This window comes from Mammaliicoccus sp. J-M41, from assembly GCF_022385935.1.
Lineage (GTDB): Bacteria > Bacillota > Bacilli > Staphylococcales > Staphylococcaceae > Mammaliicoccus > Mammaliicoccus sciuri_A.
Genome location: NZ_JAJNIR010000033.1, coordinates 1 through 21,543, shown reverse-complemented (window position 1 = coordinate 21,543; position 21,543 = coordinate 1). Strand labels below are relative to the sequence as shown.

The window sequence follows — 21,543 nt, the reverse complement described above, 5'->3', positions numbered from 1 at the left end:
TAATACAATAAATGCTTTAAAGAAGGGAAGAAATGCATTGGAAACAAATGTTTGGGATGTGCGTAAGTATGTTCATAACTTACAAAGTTATCCACAAATCGATGAGATTATTGCAGGATATCATCAAAATAAATTGATAGCTTTACCAACTGAAACGGTATATGGATTAGGCGCTAATGCAAAAGATGAAGAAGCGGTTAAAGAAATATATGTAGCAAAAGGTAGACCGTCTGATAATCCACTTATCGTACATATACATGATAAATCTCAATTAAATGACTTCACCCAAAATATATCTCAAGAAACTGAAATTTTAATGGATGCTTTTTGGCCAGGACCAATTTCGTTTATTGTGCCTTACAAGTCAGGATTTTTAAGCGATCGTGTTACGGGTGGATTACAGTCTGTTGCTGTACGCATGCCAAGTCATCATGTCGGTAGAGCAGTTCTACAATTAACGGATTTACCAATTGCGGCTCCAAGTGCAAACATTAGTGGACGTCCTTCGCCAACTAAATTTGAACATGTTAAACATGACTTGGATGGAAGGATATATGGCATTATTCAAGCTGAAGATATTGATGAAGGTATAGAAAGTACTGTAATAGATTGTACAAGTTATCCATTTAAAATTGCACGACCTGGTTCTATAACAATAGAGATGATTAATAAAGTTCTGCCAAACAGTGTCATTAACGAAAAGTTAGATTTGGAAAAACCAATTGCACCAGGTATGAAATATAAACATTATGCACCTTCGCAACCTGTGACCTTAATAGAAGGTGGTATTACAAAACAAATGAGTTTGTCAGATAATACTTCTAAAAAGATAGCAGTAATAGGTCCTAAAAGTATTGAGCCATTAATCTCAGAACAAATGACTTTTATACCGCTTGGTAGAGATATTGCAGATATAAAAGGTGCTCATCATGATCTGTATGATGCTTTACGAATAGCAGATCAACTGACAAACATTGATGAAATTTATATAAGTGGCTACGAAAGAAATGACGATACAATCGCATTAATGAATAGAATTGATAAAGCAAGTGGTCATAATATTAAAGGAGAAGATGAATTGTGAAAATAGTTTTTGTATGTACAGGCAACACTTGTAGAAGTCCATTGGCTGAAGCGATAGCCAAAGATATTAAACCTGAATATAATATTCAATCTAGAGGCATTTCAGCTTTTGATGGGACACCAATATCTCCGCAATCAATGGAAATCATCTTTAAAAATGATTTGCCAATACCTGATACTGCTAAACAATTTTCTGAACAAGATTTAGATGCTGATATTATCTTAACTATGACTGAATCTCATAAAATGATTCTAGAATCGCAATTTACACATCACAACATTCATTCAATAAAACAATACGTAAGAGGCAAAAAAGGAGATGTTTCAGATCCCTTTGGACAGTCACAAATCATTTATCAAAATACTTACGAAGAATTGAGAGAACTAATTGAAGATTTATTACAAAGTAATTAAGAATTCAAATAATTTGCAGAATTGCTATAACACACATAGAAAATAAGTTATAATATTATAGTATAAACAAATTGGGAGGTGGGAAGATGAAAGTAGCTATTGCAGCAGACCATGGTGGCTATGAATACAAAGAAGCAATCAAACAATTACTTGATGAAATGAACATTGAATATAAAGATTTTGGTACACATAAAGGTGAGTCGGTAGATTATCCAGATTATGCAAGACCAGTATCTGAAAGTGTTGCTGATGGAACGTTTGATAAAGGAATTTTGATTTGTGGAACTGGAATTGGTATGTCTATCGCTTCAAATAAAGTAAAGGGGATTCGTTGTGCACTTGTGCATGATGTTTTTACTGCTGAAGTGACGAGACAACATAACGATTCTAATGTATTAGCAATGGGCCAACGTGTTATAGGTGAAGGTTTAGCACTTCTCATCGTCAAGACTTGGTTGACAAGTGAATTCGAAGGCGGTAGGCACCAAAGACGTATAGACAAGATTGAAGGCGGTTGTTCATGAAAGAAGATTTAAAACAATTGTTGAATGAACTAAAGTCTATTGATTTTTTTAACAATCAAGAACTATGCATCATTGGGTGTTCAACTTCAGAAGTTAAAGGTTCAAAGATAGGTTCAGATGGTTCGATTGATGTTGCTAAGGTTATATATGAAAGTCTTGATTTTATACATAAAGAGACAGGTGTTCACTTTGCGTTTCAAGGTTGCGAACATATTAACCGAGCTATAACAATCGAGCGAGAAATATTTGATCCTTATACAATGACTGAAGTTTCTGTTGTACCACAAGCCAATGCTGGAGGTAGTTTGTCAACTTATGCATATCAACACATGAAAGACCCAATAGTTGTTGAACACATTCAATGCGATAAAGGTATTGATATTGGTCAGACACTAATTGGTATGCATTTAAAGCACGTCGCAGTACCTGTATCAATTGAAACTAAGCGCATTGGAGAAGCTATTGTTACAATAGCTAAGAGTCGTCCTAAATTAATAGGCGGCGAAAGAGCAAAGTATTAAATTCTTAAAAGTGAGGGATTGTACATGTCATTAATTAAAAAGCAAGACGAAGAACTTTTCAAAGCAATGGAAAAAGAGTTTGATAGACAAAATAATAATATCGAACTTATAGCATCAGAGAACTTTGTTTCTGAAACAGTAATGGAAGCACAAGGTTCTGTATTAACTAACAAATATGCAGAAGGTTACCCAGGTCGTCGTTATTATGGTGGCTGTGAATACGTTGATATCGTTGAAGATTTAGCGCGTGATAGAGCTAAACAACTTTTCGGTGGAGAACACGTAAATGTACAACCTCATTCAGGATCACAAGCAAATATGGCTGTATATTTTGTAGCTTTAGAACCGGGTGATACTGTACTTGGAATGAACTTAAGTCATGGTGGACATTTAACTCATGGAGCAAAAGTTAACTTCAGTGGTAAGTTATACAACTTTGTAGAGTATGGTGTTTCTGAAGAAAATGAACAAATTGACTATGAAGAAATCTTGAGAGTTGCAAAAGAAGCACAACCTAAATTAATCGTAGCAGGTGCTTCAGCTTATCCAAGACAAATTGATTTTAAGAAATTCAAAGAAATAGCAGATGAAGTTGGCGCTAAATTAATGGTTGATATGGCTCATATCGCTGGTTTAGTTGCAGCAGGTTTACATCAAAACCCTGTTGATTATGCTGACTTTGTAACAACGACAACACACAAAACATTAAGAGGACCAAGAGGCGGTATGATTTTCTGTAAAGAAGAATATGCTAAAGAAATTGATAAAACAATTTTCCCTGGTATTCAAGGTGGTCCATTAATGCATGTTATCGCTGGTAAGGCAGTTTCATTTGGTGAAGCATTACAACCAGAATTTAAGGAATATCAAAAACAAGTAATTAAGAATGCTCAAAAATTAGCAGCAACTCTAGAAGACGAAGGTTTAAGAATTGTATCAGGCGGTACTGATAATCATCTTATCTGTGTAGATGTTAAAGGTTCTCTTGGCATTACTGGTAAATTAGCTGAGAATGCTTTAGATGAAGTTGGTATTACGTGTAATAAGAATACAATTCCATTTGATCAAGAAAAACCTTTCGTAACAAGTGGTATTCGTTTAGGTACACCAGCAGTTACATCTCGTGGATTTGATGAGGAAGCAGTTGAAGAAGTAGGTAGAATAATAGCACTTGTGCTTAAAAATCCAGAAGATGAACAAACATTAAAAGAAGCACATGAACGCGTATTATCACTAACTTCTAAGTTTCCACTTTACAACAAATAAATATTTATTGGAGGCTAGACTTATGGGTAAAGTACACGTTTTTGATCATCCATTAATTCAGCATAAGTTGAGTTATATTCGTGATCGTAAAACTGGCACTAAAGAGTTTAGAGAGCTTGTCGATGAAGTCGGTATGCTTATGGCGTATGAAGTTACGAGAGATTTTGAAACACAAGATGTTGAAATCGAAACACCCGTAACTAAAATGAACGCTCAAAGATTATCTGGTAAGAAATTAGCACTTATTCCTATTTTACGTGCTGGCCTTGGAATGACAGATGGTATTATGAAACTCGTTCCAGCTGCTAGAGTAGGACATGTAGGGTTATATCGTGATCCAGAAACTTTAGAAGCGGTAGAATATTTTGTGAAATTACCACAAGATATTGAAGAAAGAGAAATTATTGTAGTAGATCCTATGCTTGCTACAGGTGCATCAGCAATCGAAGCGATTCAATCATTGAAGAATCGTGGAGCAAATAAAATACGTTTTATGGGCTTAATTGCTGCACCTGAAGGGGTTAAAGCATTACAAGAAGCACATGAAGACGTAGATATTTATATTGCTGCATTAGACGAAAAATTAGATGACCATGCATATATTACACCTGGTTTAGGTGATGCAGGTGATCGATTATTTGGCACTAAATAGATAATAGGAGGATTTTATTACAATGAAGAAAATTATGACGATATTTGGTACGCGACCTGAAGCTATTAAAATGGCACCTTTAGTTTTAGAATTAAAAAATGATCCGGAGTTACAACCAATTGTTGTTGTAACAGCGCAACATAGAGAAATGCTAGATTCAGTTCTAGAAACATTTGATATTACACCAGATTATGATTTAAATATTATGAAACAAGGGCAAACACTTTCAGAAGTAACATCAAGAGTATTAGGTGGACTTGAAAGTGTTATTCAAGAAGCTAAACCAGATATGATATTGGTACATGGAGATACAACAACTACTTTTGCAGGCAGTTTAGCAGCATTCTACAATGAAGTTGCAATTGGCCATGTAGAAGCAGGGTTAAGAACTTGGAATAAATATTCTCCATTCCCAGAAGAAATGAATCGACAAATGACGGGGGTCCTTGCTGATTTACACTTCTCACCAACTGATCAGTCTAAACATAATTTACTTCAGGAAAATAAAAAAGACGAATCTATTGTTGTGACAGGTAATACAGCTATAGATGCGTTATCAACTACTGTAACTGACGATTATGAAAGTGAAATTATTAAACGTCATGAAGGTAAACGCATCGTGCTATTAACTGCGCATAGACGTGAAAACATTGGTAAACCGATGGAGAACATTTTTAAAGCTGTTAGACAAATTGTTGAAGAGCATGAAGATGTTGTTGTCGTTTATCCAATGCACAAAAATCCTAAGGTTAGAGAAATTGCTAACCAAATATTGAGTGATCATGATCGTATAGAATTGATCGAACCTTTAGAAGTTATAGATTTCCATAACTTTGCAGCTAATTCTCACTTGATCTTAACAGATTCAGGTGGTGTTCAAGAGGAAGCTCCTTCATTAGGTAAACCAGTACTTGTCTTAAGAGATACGACTGAGAGACCTGAAGGCGTTGAAGCTGGAACGTTGAAACTTGTAGGTGTAGAAGAAGAGAACATCTATAACGAAACTAAAGCGTTATTAAATGATCAATCATTATATGAAAAAATGAGTATCGCTCAAAACCCTTATGGGGATGGTCTTGCTTCTAAGAGAATATGTGAAAATATTAAATATTATTTTGATATTTTGAAAGAAGCACCGGAACCATTTAGAACAAAATAATTAAAGTGGTGGTTTGTGTCAATTCTGTGACAAAAAAATGACAAAAATTTGTTTTCTATTTTTGTCATAGCATTGACACTATAAGTCCACTATATTATCATGAAAATTGTGTGATGAAACGGTTTTCAAAGATATGCCACTTATCTAAGGAGTTTCAGCTGAATGTTTGATATAAAGGGATTTTTTAAGTCTTATTTACAGTATTTTATTTTCTTTATTATTATTCTAGTTGTAGTGTATTTCTTCTTGAAACATGAGTTCGTTTTAGGACTTATTATTGGAACAATAGCATCAGCTGTTAACTTGTTTTCATGGGAAGTCTACCTCAATCGAGCTAAAAATGCTGAATCATTACAATTATCAACAGGAAACTGGGTCAGATATCTTGTGACAATCGTTGCTTGCTGTTTTTGGCTTAAATATCCACTAATCGTTGATATTATCGGGATTTTATTTGGTTTGATGATAGCATATGTCTTAATTATGTTTAAATCACTGAAAAGTCTCGATTAAATAATTAAAATTGTGAAAAGAGGTGAAGATATGGAACACGAATCACCTATGTGGTCCATCAATTTGGGAGGATTTGATTTAGTTTTCAATCTTTCAAGTATGTTAATGTTGTTAGTTTCTGCAGTTATCGTCTTTGTAATAGCTGTTGTCTGTACTAGGAATCTAAAAATTAGACCTACTGGTAAACAGAACTTTATTGAATGGGTATTTGACTTTGTAAAAGGTATTATCCAAAGCAATATGGCATGGAAAGACGGAGGAAGATTTCATTTCTTGGCGGTTACACTTATATTCTTCATATTTGTATCAAATATGTTAGGATTACCGTTCTCAATTGTTGTAGGACATACACTATGGTGGAAATCACCTACAGCAGATCCAACAGTAACATTAACGTTAGCAACATTGATGGTTCTTTTAACACATTACTATGGTGTTAAAATGCGTGGTACTGGCGCGTACTTGAAATCATTTGTACAACCAGTAGCATTTATGGTGCCATTCAAAATTGTTGAAGAATTTGCTTCAACATTAACGCTTGGTCTACGTTTATACGGTAATATATTCGCAGGTGAAGTATTACTTGGTTTATTAGCAACATTAGCAGCTGGAGGCGTTTTAGGCGCGTTCGGTGCAGTTTTACCAGCGATAGTATGGCAAGGATTCTCAATATTTATTGGTTCAATTCAGGCTTACATATTCGTAATGTTATCAATGGTTTATATGTCCCATAAAGTGGCAGACGATCATTAATATATAATTTAAAAAAACAATTAATATTTTTATTTCTAGGAGGAAAATTATAATGAGTTTAGGTGTATTAGCAGCAGCAATCGCGATTGGTTTAGCAGCATTAGGAGCAGGTATCGGTAACGGTCTTATCGTATCAAGAACAGTAGAAGGTGTTGCACGTCAACCAGAAGCACGTGGTCCATTAATGACAATCATGTTTATCGGTGTTGGTTTAGTTGAAGCCCTTCCTATCATTGCAGTAGTAGTAGCATTCATGGTAATGAATCGATAAGCTAAAATATTTTTAGAACAGGCGGAGTCTATCTAAAAAGGATTTCGCCATTCATTTATGAGATGTTATTCATCTTTAATTGCAGTGAAAGGAGTGTAGTTGGCAGTGGATCAAAACGTATTAGTTTTAGGAGCAGCAGGTGGCGGTGTCGAATGGGGAACAGTCTTATTTACATTGATCACATTTATTATCCTGCTTGCCTTATTAAAAAAGTTTGCTTGGGGACCATTAAAATCAATTATGGATGAGCGTGAGAACGCTATTAATAAAGATATTGATGATGCTCATGAAGCAAAAGTAAACGCTAAGAAATTAGAAGAAGAAAATAGAAATCTATTAAGAAAAACTCAAGAAGAAGTACAAACAATTCTTGATGATGCGAAACATCAAGCTAAAGTACAACAAGAGCAAATTATTAATGATGCAAATGTTAAAGCAAATGGCTTAGTACAATCAGCTCAAGCAGAAATTCAACAAGAGAAACAAAGAGCTATTGCAGATATTAATAATAGAGTTTCAGAACTTTCTGTATTAATTGCTTCTAAAGTAATCAATAAAGAAATCTCTGAACAAGATCAAAAAGACCTTGTTGAAAAATACATTAAAGAGGCAGGGGATAAATAATGGCGAATATTAGTCAGAAATATGCCCAAGCCTTATATGATGTAGCTGAAGCGCAAGATTTAACAGACAGCGTCTTAGATGAACTTACTCAAGTAGCAGAAAGTGTTAAAGAACAAATTAGTGATTTAAAAGCAATTGATAACAATCCTAAATTAGCAAAAAACGACAGACAACAATTTGTTGACAATGTATTTAAAGGTGCTTCTAAACCTTTGTTAAACACATTATACCTACTTGCTAATAACAGTAAATTGTCACTAATTCCAGAAATTCATAAAGATTTTAGCAAAATATACAATCAGGTACATAGCCAAGATTTAATGAAAGTTGAATCTGTGTATCCTTTATCTAATGAAGAATTAGACGAAATTGGTAAAGCATTTATTAAAAGAACAGGTTTGAAAAAACTTATTTTAGAAAATCAAGTTAATGATTCTTTAATTGGTGGTATTCGTGTTTCCATAGGTACAAAAGTATACGATGGTTCCATTCAGAATGACTTAAATCAATTAGCAAAATCATTTCAACAAATGAAATAATATTAAGGAGTGACATAGATGGCCATTAAAGCTGAAGAAATCAGTGCTTTATTACGCTCTCAAATTGAAAACTATGAGTCAGAAATGTCAGTTACCGATGTTGGTACAGTTATCCAAGTCGGCGATGGTATTGCATTAGCTCATGGTTTAAATGACGTTATGGCTGGCGAACTATTAGAGTTCCATACTGGCGTTTTAGGGTTAGCACAAAACTTAGAAGAAAATAATGTAGGTATCGTAATTTTAGGACCTGCAGAAGGTATTAAAGAAGGCGACGAAGTTAAAAGAACTGGTCGTATTATGGAAGTACCTGTAGGAGAAGAATTAATTGGTCGTGTTGTAAATCCATTAGGTCAACCATTGGATGGACAAGGTCCAATCAATACTTCTAAGACTCGTCCTGTAGAATCACCTGCAACAGGTGTTATGGATCGTAAATCAGTTGATGAACCATTACAAACTGGTATTAAAGCGATTGACGCATTAGTACCTATTGGACGTGGCCAACGTGAGTTAATCATCGGTGACCGTCAAACTGGTAAAACAACAGTTGCGATTGATACAATTCTTAACCAAAAAGACGAAGATATGATTTGTATCTACGTTGCGATTGGTCAAAAAGAATCTACAGTTCGTACAGCGGTAGAAACTTTACGTAGACATGGTGCTTTAGATTATACAATCGTTGTATCTGCGTCAGCAGCTCAACCAGCGCCATTATTATATATTGCACCTTATGCTGGTGTAAGTATGGCAGAAGAATTCATGTTTAACGGTAAACATGTATTAATCGTTTATGATGATTTAACAAAACAAGCAGCAGCTTACCGTGAGTTATCATTATTACTTCGTCGTCCGCCAGGTCGTGAAGCTTACCCAGGTGACGTATTCTACTTACACAGTCGTTTATTAGAACGTGCTGCTAAATTAAATGATGACTTAGGTGGCGGTTCTATTACTGCATTACCATTTGTTGAAACTCAAGCAGGGGACATCTCAGCATACGTTCCAACAAACGTTATCTCAATTACTGACGGACAAATATTCTTACAATCAGACTTATTCTTCTCTGGTGTAAGACCTGCGATTAACGCTGGTTTATCTGTATCACGTGTTGGTGGTTCAGCTCAAATTAAAGCGATGAAAAAAGTAGCAGGTACATTACGTCTAGATTTAGCATCATACCGTGAGTTAGAATCATTCGCTCAATTTGGTTCAGATTTAGACCAAGCTACGAAAGCTAAATTAGAACGTGGTAAACGTACAGTAGAAGTACTTAAACAAGATCAAAACAAACCATTGACTGTAGATCGTCAAGTTGTTATTTTATACGCTTTAACTAAAGGTCATTTAGATGATATTCCAGTTGAAGATATTACACGATTCGAAGATGAATTCTTAAATTGGATTGATGCAAATGCAAGCGATCTATTTAAAGAAATTCGTGAAACAAAACAATTACCATCTGATGATAAATTTGTTTCAGCAATCGATGCATTCAAAAAAGTATTTAATAAATCTCATGTAGAGTAATATTAAGCTTTAAATAAAAGGTGGTGAAATTGTGGCTTCACTAAGAGAAATCAAAGGTAGAATTACTTCTACTCAAAAGACTAGTCAAATTACAAAAGCAATGAATATGGTTTCAAACTCTAAATTGCGTAAAGCAGAAGAGAACACGAAAGCATTTCAACCATATATGGATAAGATTCAAGATGCTGTAACAGCTATTGCTTCTAAGAGTACAGATGTTAATCATCCAATGCTTAAAACAAGACCTGTAAAACGTTCTGGTTACTTAGTTATTACTTGTGATAAAGGACTTGCAGGACCATATAGTGCTAACATTTTGAAAAATGTCGTTAACGATATTAAAGAAAAGCATAACAACAATAGTGACGAATACGGCATTATTGTTGTCGGACGAGTAGGCCGAGACTTCTTCAAAGCTAGAGGATATAACATCATTGAAGAGTATGTAGGTTTACCTGACCAACCAACATTTAAAAATGTACAAGATTTAACTGAAAAAGCTGTAGACTTGTTTAATGAAGAGTTTTATGATGAGTTAACAATTTACTACAGTCATTTCGTGAGTGTGCTTGAACAACAAGTTAAATCTAAAAAAATCTTACCATTATCTGATGAAGATACTGGAAAAGGTTCTAGTATGATGGCTGGTTATGAATTTGAACCAGATAAAGAAACAATTTTAAAAGTTATCTTACCGCAATATGCAATTAGTTTAATTTATGGTGCATTATTAGATGGTAAAGCTAGTGAACATGCATCAAGAATGACAGCTATGAAGAATGCAACAGATAACGCTTCAGAATTAATTGATGAATTATCATTACAATATAACAGAGCTCGTCAAGCTGCAATTACTCAACAAATTACTGAGATTGTAGGCGGAGCAGCTGCACTCGAATAATGATTAGGAGGAATTTACATGGGATTAGGCCGAGTAACGCAAATTACAGGGCCAGTTATTGATGTACGCTTCCCACATGGTGAATTGCCAGAACTTAATAATGCTTTAACTCTTAAAGTTGAACGTCCAGACGGATCAAGCTTTGACTTAGCATTAGAAGTTGCATTACACCTTGGTGATGATGTTGTACGTTCTATAGCAATGGCATCAACTGATGGTGTTAAACGTGGACAAGAAGTTACTGATACAGGAAGACCTATTTCAGTACCAGTTGGTGATGCTACATTAGGTCGTGTTTTCAATGTATTAGGCGAAAAAATTGATTTAGGTGAAGAAATTGATGAAAGCGTACGTCGCGATCCAATTCATCGTTTAGCACCTAAATTCGAAGATTTATCTACAAAAGTAGAAATTCTTGAAACTGGTATTAAAGTAGTAGACTTATTAGCACCTTATATCAAAGGTGGTAAAATCGGTTTATTCGGTGGTGCCGGAGTAGGTAAAACAGTACTTATTCAAGAGTTAATCAATAACATCGCGCAAGAACATGGTGGTATTTCTGTATTCGCAGGTGTAGGTGAACGTACACGTGAAGGAAATGACTTATACTATGAAATGAGCGATTCAGGTGTTATTAAGAAAACAGCGATGGTATTCGGTCAAATGAACGAGCCACCTGGTGCACGTGCTAGAGTTGCACTTTCTGGCTTAACAATGGCAGAATACTTCCGTGATGAGCAAGGACAAGACGTGTTATTGTTCATCGATAACATCTTCCGTTTTACACAAGCAGGTTCAGAGGTATCAGCATTATTAGGCCGTATGCCATCTGCCGTTGGTTACCAACCAACACTTGCTACTGAAATGGGACAATTACAAGAACGTATTACATCTACTAATAAAGGATCAGTTACATCTATCCAAGCAGTATTCGTACCTGCCGATGACTACACTGACCCAGCGCCAGCAACAGCTTTCGCTCACTTAGATGCTACTACTAACTTGGAACGTAAATTAACGGAAATGGGTATCTATCCAGCCGTTGACCCATTAGCTTCAACATCACGTGCTTTAACTCCAGAAATTGTTGGAGATGAACACTATGATGTTGCGCGTCGTGTACAACAAACGTTACAAAAATATAGAGAGTTACAAGATATCATTGCCATACTTGGTATGGATGAATTATCTGATGAAGATAAGAAAACAGTTGAACGTGCTCGTCGTATTCAATTCTTCTTATCTCAAAACTTCCATGTAGCTGAACAATTTACTGGTCAAAAAGGTTCATACGTACCAGTTAGTCAAACTGTACAAGATTTCAAAGCTATTCTAGAAGGACAATATGACCATATCCCAGAAGATGCTTTCCGTTTAGTCGGTGGTATTGAAGCAGTTCTTGAAAATGCTAAAAACATGGGTGTAGAGGTCTAATAATAATTAGGAGGAATGGAAAATGAATACATTTACCTTAGATGTTGTCACTCCTAATGGATCTGTTTACTCAGCAAAAGAAGTAGAACTTGTTGTTTTACATACTGAAACTGGTGAAATGGGTGTAATGGCTGGACATATTCCAACTGTTGCAGCTTTGAAAACAGGATACGTTAAAGTAAACAAAGCAAGTGGTACGGAGTATTTAGCTGTTTCCGAAGGATTTGTTGAAGTAAGAACTAATAAAGTTACAGTTCTAGTTCAAGCGGCTGAAACTGCCGATGAAATAGATAAAGACCGTGCGATTAATTCTAAAGAACGTGCTGAAGAACGATTGAAAATGAATCGTGATGAAGTAGACTTTAGACGTGCTGAACGTGCACTTCATCGTGCAATTAATCGAATTGAAGTGGCTAAATTTAGATAAAATACAAGGCTGAGACAGGTGATGTCTCAGCCTTATATTTTTAGAAGGAGTTGTTAATATGGAATATTATGGTCAATTAGGTATTATCGGACTTTTACTACATGTCATCTGTGTATGCTTAGCATTTTGGGCACTCCAAGGCGTACGATTAGAACAAATTTTTAAGAAAAATCATGTTGCGCAAGCTCAAACATTTATTATCATCTTATCTATCATATTAGGTACGGCTGTAAGTCGTTTTATTTTAGATATACTCCAATATTCGCTACAATTAAGATTGCTATTTTAATAATAAGAAAAAATTACATAAATATATGAAAAAAGAACAAAAAAGTAGTATAATATTTTGGTGATGTTTATGAATCAAGAAAAATGTGTATTAAATAAATATATACATTTGTAAAATAAATAAAAGTGAAGTTTTTTGGAGGATAATTATATGGATAAAATCGTCGTGAAAGGCGGAGCAAGTCTTAATGGCACAGTTGTAGTCGAAGGGGCAAAAAACGCAGTATTACCAATATTAACAGCTACACTTTTACCAAGTGTCGGTCAAAGTGTATTAACGAATGTACCTAAATTAAGTGATGTAGATACAATTAACACAGTACTTACGCATTTAAATGCAGATATAGAATATGATGCAGATCATAACACTGTAAAAATAGATGCATCAAATACATTAAAAATCGAAGCACCATATGAATACGTAAGTAAGATGAGAGCGAGTATTTTAGTTATGGGTCCTTTATTAGCAAGAGAAGGTCATGCTAGAGTCGCTTTACCTGGTGGTTGTGCAATTGGTTCAAGACCGATTGAACAACATTTAAAAGGATTCGAAGCTTTAGGTGCAGAAATTGAACTACATAACGGATTTATTGAAGCAACAACACCTAATGGATTAAAAGGGGCTAAAATTTATTTAGATTTCCCAAGTGTAGGTGCTACTCAAAATATTATGATGGCAGCAGTACTTGCAGAAGGAAAAACTGAAATTCAAAACGTTGCAAGAGAACCAGAAATTGTAGATTTAGCTAACTATCTAAATGAAATGGGTGCACAAGTACACGGTGCTGGCACGGATACAATTAGAATTACAGGTGTTAGTCAATTACACGGTGCAGAACATGCTATTATTCCAGATAGAATTGAAGCTGGTACATTTATGATTGCAGCAGCAATTACTAGAGGAAATGTTAATGTTATTGGTGCAATTAGAGAACATATGACAAGCTTAGTGTCTAAATTAGAAGAAGCTGGAGTTCAAATTACGGATATCGAAGATGGATTAAATATTCAAGTACCTGGTGAAATTAAAGCTATTGATGTTAAAACAATGCCACATCCAGGATTCCCTACAGATATGCAATCTCAAATAATGGCTCTATTATTAACAGCTAATGGTACTAGTAAAGTAACTGAAACAGTATTTGAAAACAGATTTATGCATGTAGAAGAATTCAAACGTATGAATGCAGATATTTTCATTAACGGTAGAAGTGCAATGATTACAGGTAACAGTAAATTACAAGGTGCAGATGTAAAAGCTACAGATTTAAGAGCTGGTGCATCATTGATTCTTGCTGGACTTGTGTCTGACGGATATACAAACGTTACAGAACTTAAACATTTAGATAGAGGTTATGTTGATTTTCATGGTAAACTTAAAGCATTAGGTGCAGATGTTGAACGCATCAATGATAATGGCAAGTTAAACGATAAAGCGAGGGTTTAGTATGGCTGAAACACAATCATCAAGATCTGACGATAAAAAAAGAAAGTCAACTTATCAATCTATTAAAGAGAAACTTCAAAGAAATAGAGTAGAAACAATTCAAGGAGTGGAAGTAGAGCATCGTGTCATTCCATTATGGATTAAATTACTTATATTATTAGTATTAATGATTTTATTATTTATTGTTGGAACTATGATTGGATACGGTATACTTCATAATCCATTTGGGGTGTTTAATCCCGAAACTTGGCAACACATCTTTGATTTAACTGGAAGGAGCTCATAATGGAAACTATTTATGACTTTAACGAAATTAAAAAAATTATACCTCACCGTTACCCATTTTTATTATTAGATAGAATAGTAGAATTAGAAGACGGTAAACGTTGTGTAGGTATTAAACAAGTAGCAGGTAACGAACCATTTTTCCAAGGACATTTTCCTGATTATGCAGTAATGCCAGGCGTATTAATCGTAGAAGCATTAGCACAAACAGGTGCAGTTGCAATGCTACGCTTAGAAGAAAACCAAGGAAAACTAGCAATGTTTGCAGGAATTGATAAATGTCGATTCAAAAAACAAGTTACACCAGGTGACACTCTAAGACTTGAAGTAGAAATAAACAAAATAAAAGGTCCAATAGGAAAAGGAACAGCAAAAGCAACAGTAGATGGAGAAGTTGCATGTAGTTGTGAAATTAGCTTTGCTATTGTAGATCAATAAATAGAAAAGAGAAAACAGGCGACTGTTTTCTCTTTTTTTCTGCTTATAAATGAGATGGAATCGTATTAGGGACATAATTCAGAGAAATGTCCGTAAGAAGTGTTGTTAGGGACATAATTCAGAGAAATGTCCGTAAGAGGTGTTGTTAGGGACAGAATTCCGAGAAATGTCCGTAAGAGGTGCTGTTAGGGACAGAATTCCGAGAAATGTCCGTAAGAAGTGTTGTTAGGGACAGAATTCTGAGAAATGTCCGTAAGAGGTGTGATTAGGGACAGAATTTTGAGAAATGTCTCTAAGTGAGCGCCCACCTAACTACCAGAATTCAGAATAATGATAGTTAAACACCCAAATATACACCTAATAAAAAATCTAGGACCGTTAAGTGTCCTAGATTTTTCTTTATATATTGCTTTTTTCGTCTTTTAATTTTGGTTTAGATTGCATCAATCTATTAAATGATGTTTTAAGCTCATCTCCTGATAAGCCTTCATCTATAAGTTGCTCTAATAATCGTTCTGCATATACTTGTCGTAATGTATAGATATGACATTCAAATACGACGGATATTTTATCTTCTAGTTGTTCTATGTATTTGATGGTTGCATCAAATAATGCTGGGTCATTTGAAGGTCTTGTTATAACGACACGTGTATCAAGTAAGGTTTGGTTATCGTGATATTCTTTCATTTGTTCATAATGGATATCTGAAATTAAGATCTCTAGTAGCCATCCTGTACCACTATTTTCTTTATTTATAATGATACCATCTAATAATTCATATTCTGTAATCTGTTCATCGTCTACAATTTGAAAGCGTACGGCTTTAAATGTTTTCATAAACATCCCCCTTATCGTTAAATCTACGAATGTTTAACTTTGTTATCTATTATAAAGCACTTTTGCATGAAATAACAATAATCATAAAATAAAGTGAAGAATAGGTGTTTATTTTATGATTTATCGGACTTTGACTGAAAAAATTGACTCATTATATTATAAGTATAAGGAGGTGAGAATATGTTAAATAAATCTGTATTAGTTGGACGTTTAACTAAGGACCCTGCATATTATAAGAAAGGCGAAATTATCATTTCCACATTTTGTTTAGCTGTTGAACGCGGATATAAGACTAAAGATGGCACGATTGCTGTTGATTTTATTGTATGTAAAGCATTTGGTAAACTTGCACATAATATTCATGAATATACTAAGAAGGGACAGCTTGTTGCATTAACGGGGCAAATTCAATCAAGAGCATATGTTAAAGATGATAAGAAACACTATATAACAGAAATTATATGTGAAACGATTAAATTCTTAAATATGCCTGCATCAAGTAAATCAACGATCCCTCAAACGAAAGAGGAAATGAGTGAATTAATTAGTGAAAGTGCTGAAAGTTATGCTAGTGACCTTTCATCTAAAGTAGCAAAAGAAAAATTACGAGCTGAAGCATTAGCTAAAGAAAATGGTGAAAATAACTTAGATGAAAAGTTATATAGTGAATATCACAATGTCGTTGACGTTATTAAAGAAACTGAACAACAAACTCCTGATGCTGATGCATCAAAAGTAACAACCTCATAGCATTAAACTTCAATAAAACTATTTATAGAAATACTTCCGAAAATAAATATTCTTGATTCTAAATTCCGAAACTTGCTGTCTTGCTGTAGGGCAGCAAGTATACATAATTACAAGTAATTGTTTAAAAAATTACATGAATATGACAAATTGTCTGATAATTAATTTTGTTCAATCTTTATAAATCCCTTTGTTTAGCTATTTTAATCATTGATATTCAGAATATTGTCTGAAAATTAACGTAATCTAACTGTAATATTAGCTGTAATTTTTTCATATAGCTGTAACCTATGACATAAAAATAAGTGGTATAGTTTAAACAGTAAAAATCATATAAAAAGTGAAAACCTTACAGGAGGAAACATTCAATCATGAAAAAATTATTAGCAGTTTCAACTGCGGCAGTTGCAGTTACTACAGGGGTAACAGCTACAGCCGATGCAGCAACACATACAGTAAAATCTGGTGATACTTTAGGTAGTATTTCACAACAATACGGTACTTCAGTAAGTGCTATTAAAGCAGAAAATGGTTTAAAATCTAACTTAATCTTCCCTAACCAAGTAATCAAGGTTAACGAGAAAAGTTCAGAATCAACTACAGAATACACTGTAGTAGCAGGAGATACTTTAGGTAAAATCGCAGCTAAATACGATGTAACTGTATCTCAATTAAAAGCATGGAACAACTTATCTTCAGATCTAATCATTGTTGGACAAACTTTATCATTACAAGCTCCAGCTCAATCAGCTGAGCCAGCTAAAGCGCCTGTAGCACAACAAGCGCCAGTTCAACAAACTCAAGAACAAGTTGCAGCTCCAGCTCAACAACAAAGCTACCAAGCGCCTGTTCAATCATACAAAGCGCCAGCTCAACAATCTTACCAAGCGCCAGCTCAACAAACATATAAAGCACCAGCTCAACAATCATACCAAGCTCCAGCTCAAAAAGTTAGAACTACTCAAACTTCAACAGCTAGCACTGGTGGATCTACTAAAGCTCAATTCTTAGCTGCTGGTGGTTCAGAAGCTATGTGGAATGCAATTGTATTACCAGAATCAAGCGGTAATCCAAATGCAGTAAGTCCAAATGGTTACCAAGGTCTTGGTCAAACTAAAGAATCTTGGGGTACTGGTTCAGTAGCTACACAAACTAAAGGTATGTTAAACTACGCTAAAAGCCGTTACGGTTCAGAATCAGCTGCTATTGCTTTCCGTCAAGCTAACGGATGGTGGTAAGCCACACACTTTAATCTAAAGTGGCTATAAATTAATTTATCCAATCGCCTAGGAAATATCCTAGGCGATTTTTTAATTTGACCACAATACGTCTATTTGATAATCTTAAATAAACTGAATATATGAGTGACTGCTAGGGGCGCCATTTGGCTGAGATGAATTAATTCAGTCCCTTAACACCTGATTTGGATAATGCCAACGTAGGAAAGTGGTCGATGAACGTTTTTACAACTATTAATTGACCTCTTTCTTATGGAAGAGGTCATTTTTTATGAAGTTATAAATAATAGAATTATAAATATAAATTTGAGGTGGATTACAATGAAAAAACCGAATATAGCATTAACGATTGCTGGAACGGACCCAAGTGGTGGAGCGGGTATTATGGCAGATTTGAAGTCATTTCATGCGTCAGGCGTTTATGGAATGGCAGTTGCTACAAGTATCGTTTCTCAAAATAGTTTAGGTGTACAAGATGTTTACCATTTACCTGTTGAAGTTATTGAAAGCCAATTAAGAAGTGTCTTTGATGATGAAGTGCCACATGCTATCAAAACAGGTATGATTGCATCAGAAGAAATGATGCAAACGATTAAACCATTTATTGAACAATCTGGTAAGCCGTATGTTATTGACCCAGTCATGGTTGCTAAAAGTGGTGATGCTCTAATGGATGATGAAGGGAAAGGGAAACTTAAAGAAATATTATTACCATTAGCTACAGTTGTTACACCAAATATTCCAGAAGCAGAAGATATTACTGGATTTAAAATTCAAACTGAAGAAGAAATTAAAAAAGCTGGTGCATTTTTCTTAAATGAAATTGGATCTAAAGGTGTAGTTATAAAAGGTGGGCATCTGGAAGGTGATGCAATCGACTATTTATTTACTGAAAATGGCGTGAAAAGTTGGAAAAGTGAAAGATTTAATACAAAGCATACACATGGAACAGGTTGTACATTTAGTGCAGTAATAACAGCAGAATTAGCTAAAGGTCATACAATTGAAGAAGCGGTAGAAGTAGCTAAAAGATTTATTACTTTAGCTATTCAATATACACCAGAAATAGGCAAAGGTAGAGGTCCAGTGAACCACTTTGCATATCAAAAGATAGAGGGATTAGATTATGAGTAAATTAACAAATATTAGAGAAAATAGTCCATTAATCGTATGTTATACAAATGATGTCGTTAAAAACTTTACAGCAAATGGTTTAATTTCATTAGGCGCAAGTCCAGCAATGAGTGAAGAACCTGAAGAAGCAGAAGAATTCTCAAAGGCAGCAGGTGCTTTTCTTCTTAACATAGGTACGATTACGACTGATAAAGCCTATGATATGAAACAATATGCTGAAATTATGCATCAAAATGGTGTTCCAGTAGTTCTAGATCCAGTTGCTGTTGGTGCATCACAATTAAGAAAGACTTTTTGTACGACATTATTAAATGATGAAGTGGTTGATGTTATAAGAGGCAATGCATCAGAAATATTAGCGCTTATAGAAGAAGATACAATTATGAAAGGTACAGATAGTGATGATACGCTTGATGCTGTTAAAATTGCGAAAAAAGCACATCAACAATTAAAGCTACCTATTATCATAACTGGTAAAGTCGATGTCATTGCATGTCATAATAAAATCATCGAATTGCACAATGGTAGTGAGATGTTAACGAAAGTAACTGGTGGAGGTTGTTTATTAGGTGGGGTAATAGCTGCATTCTTATCTCATGAAAATACTATCACAATAGACTTATTAGAAGAAGCGTTATCAACTTACAACATCGCTAGTGAGATGGCATATCAACAATCAGGAGCACATTTACCTGGTACATTCCAAATTTCGTTTATAGATCAACTGAATGTTATAACAGAAGACATTGTTAAAGAGAAAAAGATTGTGAAAGAAGTGAACTAAATGTTTGATCCAAAAACGTTAAAAGTATATTTTATAGCAGGCAGTCAAGATATTGCTGATGGTAATCTTATAAGTGTTGTTGAAGAAGCTTTAAAAGCAGGCATCACGATGTTTCAGTTTCGTGAAAAAGGTGAGACGAGTAAAAAAGGGGCAGAAAAAGAAGCCCTTGCAAAATCATTATTTGAGCTTTGCAAGCAATATCAAGTACCATTTATCGTCAATGATGATGTAGATTTAGCAATTAAATTAAATGCTGATGGCATACACGTCGGTCAAGATGACCGAAACGTATCTGATTTTAAAGATAAGTTTAAAGACAAAATCATTGGCTTGAGTGTTGCAAATAAAATGGAATATGATCAATCTGATATATCCGAAGTGGATTATATTGGAACCGGACCTATACATTCTACAAATTCTAAAGCTGATGCAGGAGAAGAAGGTGGGTATCAAATGATTGAGAACATGAGAAAAATCAATCAAAATATTCCTATCGTTGCAATCGGCGGCATTACTGAAGTTGATGTACAACCGCTTATTAAAGCTGGCGCAAATGGTGTAAGTGTTATCTCTGCTATAGCGAAAAGTCAAAATATTGAACAAACTGTGAAGGGCTTTCATAAACAGTATAAAAATATTTGATAAAATTAATATATTGATTTATGTTGTCGCTATTCTATGATAGAATGAGTTTTATGTGAGTATATCAATAGAGGTGGAAAAATGAAGAAAAAAGCTTTATGGCCATTATTATTTGGTGTAATGGTTGTGCTAGCTGGTTGTGATTATTCTAAACCTGAGAATAGGGATGGATTCTTTTATAATACATTCGTAAAACCGATGGATAGTGTTATTCATTGGCTTGGTACAAATTTGAATCACGATTATGGTCTAGCTATTATCGTTATAACATTAATTGTTCGTTTTGCGTTATTCCCATTTATGATGAAGACGTACAAGAATCAAAAGTTAATGCGTGAAAAAATGAAACTTGCTAAACCTGAAATGGAAGCAATTCAAGAAAAAGTTAAACGTGCTCGTACTCAAGAAGAAAAAATGGCAGCCAATCAAGAAATGATGGCATTATACAAAAAACATGGTATTAATCCAATGAACATGGGTTGTTTACCAATCGTTATACAAATGCCAATCGTCATGGGATTATTCTATGTATTAAAATATCCTACTGAAGGCGGAATTACAGAATATCCGAATTTCTTATGGTTTAATTTAACTGAACCTGATTTAATTATTACGATCATTGCAGGTATCATTTATGCATTACAAGCATTTGTTTCTATGAAGTATGCGAATGTTCCAGATGAACAGAAAAATATGATGAGAATGATGATGTTTATTTCTCCAATTATGATTATTTGGATGTCATACATTTCAGCATCTGCATTAGGTTTATACTGGGCAGTCGGTGGTGCATTCTTAGTTGTTCAAACATGGTTAGGTAATGTCTTCTATAACAACAAAGTTGAAGAAGAAATGAAACCAATCATTGAAGCACATGAAAGGAATCAACAAGAAGCTAACAAAGAGAAGAAACCAGCTAAACTCGTTTCTAATAAAAAGAAAAAGAAATAAAAGCAAAAAAACAAACTAATCATTGGGCACTGCACCCTTACTAAGGGAGCTCAATAAAAACACTATTTTCTAGGCTGCTAATTCCCTATATTCTATAGGGGATAAGTAGCCTAGTTTTTGTTGAATTCTAACTTTATT

General features: G+C 34.5%; 27 protein-coding genes and 1 riboswitch. Of the genes, 26 read left to right on the top strand and 1 reads right to left on the bottom strand.

Annotation, left to right across the window (positions count from 1 at the left end; translation table 11 throughout):
- The first annotated feature begins 37 nt into the window (after positions 1 to 37).
- The 20 genes from LQ686_RS11225 to fabZ all read left to right on the top strand — a co-directional run bounded on the left by LQ686_RS11225 (position 38) and on the right by fabZ (position 15,072).
- A complete protein-coding gene (locus LQ686_RS11225; protein ID WP_107565675.1) occupies positions 38 to 1,084 on the top strand; it encodes an L-threonylcarbamoyladenylate synthase in 1,047 nt (348 codons plus the stop codon).
- The gene (locus LQ686_RS11220; protein ID WP_239733331.1) at positions 1,081 to 1,497 is read left to right on the top strand and encodes a low molecular weight protein arginine phosphatase; all 417 of its coding nucleotides are present in this window, start codon (positions 1,081 to 1,083) and stop codon (positions 1,495 to 1,497) included. Before LQ686_RS11225 ends, LQ686_RS11220 begins: the two co-directional genes overlap by 4 nt.
- Positions 1,498 to 1,583: 86 nt before the next feature.
- Positions 1,584 to 2,021, top strand: coding sequence for a ribose 5-phosphate isomerase B (gene rpiB / locus LQ686_RS11215; protein WP_025904473.1), 438 nt, complete (start codon positions 1,584 to 1,586; stop codon positions 2,019 to 2,021).
- Complete coding sequence (locus LQ686_RS11210) at positions 2,018 to 2,542, top strand: TIGR01440 family protein (protein WP_048540920.1); 525 nt, start codon at positions 2,018 to 2,020, stop codon at positions 2,540 to 2,542. The genes rpiB and LQ686_RS11210 overlap by 4 nt, the downstream gene beginning before the upstream one ends.
- 24 nt (positions 2,543 to 2,566) lie before the next feature.
- Positions 2,567 to 3,808, top strand: a complete 1,242-nt coding sequence (locus tag LQ686_RS11205) for a serine hydroxymethyltransferase (protein WP_025904475.1) — start codon at positions 2,567 to 2,569, stop codon at positions 3,806 to 3,808.
- Positions 3,809 to 3,830: 22 nt separating this feature from the next.
- Positions 3,831 to 4,460, top strand: coding sequence for a uracil phosphoribosyltransferase (gene upp / locus LQ686_RS11200; protein ID WP_025904476.1), 630 nt, complete (start codon positions 3,831 to 3,833; stop codon positions 4,458 to 4,460).
- 22 nt (positions 4,461 to 4,482) lie between these two features.
- On the top strand, positions 4,483 to 5,619 hold the full coding sequence (gene wecB, locus LQ686_RS11195; RefSeq protein ID WP_037589782.1) for a non-hydrolyzing UDP-N-acetylglucosamine 2-epimerase: 1,137 nt from the start codon (positions 4,483 to 4,485) through the stop codon (positions 5,617 to 5,619).
- Between the two features lie 162 nt (positions 5,620 to 5,781).
- Positions 5,782 to 6,132, top strand: coding sequence for an ATP synthase subunit I (locus LQ686_RS11190; RefSeq protein ID WP_025904478.1), 351 nt, complete (start codon positions 5,782 to 5,784; stop codon positions 6,130 to 6,132).
- A gap of 30 nt (positions 6,133 to 6,162) precedes the next feature.
- Positions 6,163 to 6,885: a F0F1 ATP synthase subunit A gene (gene atpB / locus LQ686_RS11185; protein ID WP_025904479.1), complete on the top strand. Its 723-nt coding sequence runs from the start codon at positions 6,163 to 6,165 to the stop codon at positions 6,883 to 6,885.
- Between the two features lie 52 nt (positions 6,886 to 6,937).
- Positions 6,938 to 7,156 (top strand): F0F1 ATP synthase subunit C, encoded by a 219-nt coding sequence (gene atpE / locus LQ686_RS11180; protein WP_016998905.1) that lies wholly within the window; start codon positions 6,938 to 6,940, stop codon positions 7,154 to 7,156.
- Between the two features lie 99 nt (positions 7,157 to 7,255).
- Positions 7,256 to 7,780, top strand: coding sequence for a F0F1 ATP synthase subunit B (locus LQ686_RS11175; RefSeq protein ID WP_048540915.1), 525 nt, complete (start codon positions 7,256 to 7,258; stop codon positions 7,778 to 7,780).
- Positions 7,780 to 8,319, top strand: coding sequence for a F0F1 ATP synthase subunit delta (locus tag LQ686_RS11170; RefSeq protein WP_025904481.1), 540 nt, complete (start codon positions 7,780 to 7,782; stop codon positions 8,317 to 8,319). Before LQ686_RS11175 ends, LQ686_RS11170 begins: the two co-directional genes overlap by 1 nt.
- 18 nt (positions 8,320 to 8,337) lie before the next feature.
- Positions 8,338 to 9,852: a F0F1 ATP synthase subunit alpha gene (gene atpA, locus LQ686_RS11165; protein ID WP_025904482.1), complete on the top strand. Its 1,515-nt coding sequence runs from the start codon at positions 8,338 to 8,340 to the stop codon at positions 9,850 to 9,852.
- Positions 9,853 to 9,883: 31 nt separating this feature from the next.
- On the top strand, positions 9,884 to 10,753 hold the full coding sequence (atpG, locus tag LQ686_RS11160; RefSeq protein WP_107634167.1) for an ATP synthase F1 subunit gamma: 870 nt from the start codon (positions 9,884 to 9,886) through the stop codon (positions 10,751 to 10,753).
- An 18-nt stretch (positions 10,754 to 10,771) separates the two neighbouring features.
- Positions 10,772 to 12,187 (top strand): F0F1 ATP synthase subunit beta, encoded by a 1,416-nt coding sequence (atpD, locus tag LQ686_RS11155; protein WP_025904484.1) that lies wholly within the window; start codon positions 10,772 to 10,774, stop codon positions 12,185 to 12,187.
- Positions 12,188 to 12,209: 22 nt separating this feature from the next.
- Positions 12,210 to 12,614, top strand: a complete 405-nt coding sequence (locus tag LQ686_RS11150; RefSeq protein WP_025904485.1) for a F0F1 ATP synthase subunit epsilon — start codon at positions 12,210 to 12,212, stop codon at positions 12,612 to 12,614.
- A 58-nt stretch (positions 12,615 to 12,672) separates the two neighbouring features.
- Positions 12,673 to 12,903 (top strand): DUF1146 family protein, encoded by a 231-nt coding sequence (locus LQ686_RS11145; RefSeq protein WP_025904486.1) that lies wholly within the window; start codon positions 12,673 to 12,675, stop codon positions 12,901 to 12,903.
- Between the two features lie 150 nt (positions 12,904 to 13,053).
- Entirely contained in the window at positions 13,054 to 14,349 is a 1,296-nt protein-coding gene (gene murA, locus LQ686_RS11140; RefSeq protein ID WP_025904487.1) for a UDP-N-acetylglucosamine 1-carboxyvinyltransferase, read from the top strand.
- A gap of 1 nt (position 14,350) precedes the next feature.
- A complete protein-coding gene (locus LQ686_RS11135; protein ID WP_025904488.1) occupies positions 14,351 to 14,635 on the top strand; it encodes a DNA-directed RNA polymerase subunit beta in 285 nt (94 codons plus the stop codon).
- Positions 14,635 to 15,072, top strand: a complete 438-nt coding sequence (fabZ, locus tag LQ686_RS11130; RefSeq protein WP_025904489.1) for a 3-hydroxyacyl-ACP dehydratase FabZ — start codon at positions 14,635 to 14,637, stop codon at positions 15,070 to 15,072. The genes LQ686_RS11135 and fabZ overlap by 1 nt, the downstream gene beginning before the upstream one ends.
- A gap of 399 nt (positions 15,073 to 15,471) precedes the next feature.
- Here the strand turns inward: fabZ and LQ686_RS11125 are convergent, their stop codons facing one another.
- The gene (locus LQ686_RS11125) at positions 15,472 to 15,909 is read right to left on the bottom strand and encodes a YwpF-like family protein (RefSeq protein WP_025904490.1); all 438 of its coding nucleotides are present in this window, start codon (positions 15,907 to 15,909) and stop codon (positions 15,472 to 15,474) included.
- A 180-nt stretch (positions 15,910 to 16,089) separates the two neighbouring features.
- Between LQ686_RS11125 and LQ686_RS11120 the strand changes: the two genes are divergently transcribed.
- From LQ686_RS11120 to yidC, 6 genes are all read left to right on the top strand, one after another.
- Positions 16,090 to 16,659, top strand: coding sequence for a single-stranded DNA-binding protein (locus tag LQ686_RS11120; protein ID WP_037589776.1), 570 nt, complete (start codon positions 16,090 to 16,092; stop codon positions 16,657 to 16,659).
- 368 nt (positions 16,660 to 17,027) lie between these two features.
- Positions 17,028 to 17,894 carry an aggregation-promoting factor C-terminal-like domain-containing protein gene (locus tag LQ686_RS11115; protein WP_107572983.1) on the top strand — a complete coding sequence of 289 codons (867 nt, stop codon included), beginning with the start codon at positions 17,028 to 17,030 and terminating at the stop codon, positions 17,892 to 17,894.
- Between the two features lie 125 nt (positions 17,895 to 18,019).
- Positions 18,020 to 18,118, top strand: a riboswitch (TPP riboswitch).
- Between the two features lie 97 nt (positions 18,119 to 18,215).
- Entirely contained in the window at positions 18,216 to 19,028 is an 813-nt protein-coding gene (thiD, locus tag LQ686_RS11110) for a bifunctional hydroxymethylpyrimidine kinase/phosphomethylpyrimidine kinase (RefSeq protein ID WP_025904493.1), read from the top strand.
- Positions 19,021 to 19,812, top strand: coding sequence for a hydroxyethylthiazole kinase (gene thiM / locus LQ686_RS11105; protein WP_103361440.1), 792 nt, complete (start codon positions 19,021 to 19,023; stop codon positions 19,810 to 19,812). The genes thiD and thiM overlap by 8 nt, the downstream gene beginning before the upstream one ends.
- Positions 19,813 to 20,454, top strand: coding sequence for a thiamine phosphate synthase (gene thiE / locus LQ686_RS11100; RefSeq protein ID WP_107565672.1), 642 nt, complete (start codon positions 19,813 to 19,815; stop codon positions 20,452 to 20,454).
- 81 nt (positions 20,455 to 20,535) lie between these two features.
- The gene (gene yidC, locus LQ686_RS11095; RefSeq protein WP_025904496.1) at positions 20,536 to 21,405 is read left to right on the top strand and encodes a membrane protein insertase YidC; all 870 of its coding nucleotides are present in this window, start codon (positions 20,536 to 20,538) and stop codon (positions 21,403 to 21,405) included.
- Positions 21,406 to 21,543: the final 138 nt, after the last annotated feature.

Excerpts from the sequence above, each read along its gene's own strand:
- rpiB (WP_025904473.1), top strand. The coding sequence starts at position 1,584 with ATGAAAGTAGCTATTGCAGCAGACCATGGTGGCTATGAATACAAAGAA.
- LQ686_RS11210 (WP_048540920.1), top strand. The coding sequence starts at position 2,018 with ATGAAAGAAGATTTAAAACAATTGTTGAATGAACTAAAGTCTATTGAT.
- LQ686_RS11205 (WP_025904475.1), top strand. The coding sequence starts at position 2,567 with ATGTCATTAATTAAAAAGCAAGACGAAGAACTTTTCAAAGCAATGGAA.
- upp (WP_025904476.1), top strand. The coding sequence starts at position 3,831 with ATGGGTAAAGTACACGTTTTTGATCATCCATTAATTCAGCATAAGTTG.
- wecB (WP_037589782.1), top strand. The coding sequence starts at position 4,483 with ATGAAGAAAATTATGACGATATTTGGTACGCGACCTGAAGCTATTAAA.
- LQ686_RS11190 (WP_025904478.1), top strand. The coding sequence starts at position 5,782 with ATGTTTGATATAAAGGGATTTTTTAAGTCTTATTTACAGTATTTTATT.
- atpB (WP_025904479.1), top strand. The coding sequence starts at position 6,163 with ATGGAACACGAATCACCTATGTGGTCCATCAATTTGGGAGGATTTGAT.
- atpE (WP_016998905.1), top strand. The coding sequence starts at position 6,938 with ATGAGTTTAGGTGTATTAGCAGCAGCAATCGCGATTGGTTTAGCAGCA.
- LQ686_RS11170 (WP_025904481.1), top strand. The coding sequence starts at position 7,780 with ATGGCGAATATTAGTCAGAAATATGCCCAAGCCTTATATGATGTAGCT.
- atpA (WP_025904482.1), top strand. The coding sequence starts at position 8,338 with ATGGCCATTAAAGCTGAAGAAATCAGTGCTTTATTACGCTCTCAAATT.
- atpD (WP_025904484.1), top strand. The coding sequence starts at position 10,772 with ATGGGATTAGGCCGAGTAACGCAAATTACAGGGCCAGTTATTGATGTA.
- LQ686_RS11150 (WP_025904485.1), top strand. The coding sequence starts at position 12,210 with ATGAATACATTTACCTTAGATGTTGTCACTCCTAATGGATCTGTTTAC.
- LQ686_RS11145 (WP_025904486.1), top strand. The coding sequence starts at position 12,673 with ATGGAATATTATGGTCAATTAGGTATTATCGGACTTTTACTACATGTC.
- murA (WP_025904487.1), top strand. The coding sequence starts at position 13,054 with ATGGATAAAATCGTCGTGAAAGGCGGAGCAAGTCTTAATGGCACAGTT.
- LQ686_RS11135 (WP_025904488.1), top strand. The coding sequence starts at position 14,351 with ATGGCTGAAACACAATCATCAAGATCTGACGATAAAAAAAGAAAGTCA.
- fabZ (WP_025904489.1), top strand. The coding sequence starts at position 14,635 with ATGGAAACTATTTATGACTTTAACGAAATTAAAAAAATTATACCTCAC.
- LQ686_RS11125 (WP_025904490.1), bottom strand. The coding sequence starts at position 15,909 with ATGAAAACATTTAAAGCCGTACGCTTTCAAATTGTAGACGATGAACAG.
- LQ686_RS11120 (WP_037589776.1), top strand. The coding sequence starts at position 16,090 with ATGTTAAATAAATCTGTATTAGTTGGACGTTTAACTAAGGACCCTGCA.
- LQ686_RS11115 (WP_107572983.1), top strand. The coding sequence starts at position 17,028 with ATGAAAAAATTATTAGCAGTTTCAACTGCGGCAGTTGCAGTTACTACA.
- thiD (WP_025904493.1), top strand. The coding sequence starts at position 18,216 with ATGAAAAAACCGAATATAGCATTAACGATTGCTGGAACGGACCCAAGT.
- thiM (WP_103361440.1), top strand. The coding sequence starts at position 19,021 with ATGAGTAAATTAACAAATATTAGAGAAAATAGTCCATTAATCGTATGT.
- thiE (WP_107565672.1), top strand. The coding sequence starts at position 19,813 with ATGTTTGATCCAAAAACGTTAAAAGTATATTTTATAGCAGGCAGTCAA.
- yidC (WP_025904496.1), top strand. The coding sequence starts at position 20,536 with ATGAAGAAAAAAGCTTTATGGCCATTATTATTTGGTGTAATGGTTGTG.